The sequence below is a fragment of the Nocardioides humilatus genome (genome assembly GCF_008373755.1).
GTDB lineage: Bacteria > Actinomycetota > Actinomycetes > Propionibacteriales > Nocardioidaceae > Nocardioides > Nocardioides humilatus.
In genome coordinates, this window is record NZ_VUJV01000212.1 from 1 (window position 1) to 404 (window position 404).

A 404-nucleotide genomic window follows, 5' to 3' on the forward strand; every position below is an offset into this window, starting at 1 on the left:
CCGCTTATTAAATATGTATGTAACAATCAATTTAAAATTAGGTCTTCAACGGGAATCGCTTTGAAGAAACGTTCGATGTTCTTCATGACCCTTGCCACTGCAGCCTTGATCATCGGCGATCCGATTTCCTTGATGATATCGTTGCCGTTGTTGGCGATCAGCTCTCGGGCCGCTTGTCCAAGTACTTCATTTCCATCAAAGAGATTTTCGAATACAACATCGGATTTGTCTTTGAGTTCGAAGGTGTAGGACCACTTCGTGATGTGCCAATGCTTTTTACCATCATCTCCCAATTTCTCTTCGTAATTCGCGTCGACGTTGATTTGTGTTGTTTTCAAGTCGACGTGAATTTTTCCTTTTCCTTTAATCGGCAAAACGGGGACTTGACCGTTAAGCTCGTAGTT

General features: G+C 42.6%; 1 protein-coding gene. It reads right to left on the reverse strand.

Features of this window, described 5'->3' with window-relative positions:
* Window positions 1–26 precede the first annotated feature (26 nt).
* Window positions 27–404 (reverse strand): JHBP domain-containing protein (locus F0U44_RS24490; protein ID WP_149730655.1); only part of this gene is annotated, 378 nt, incomplete at its 5' end.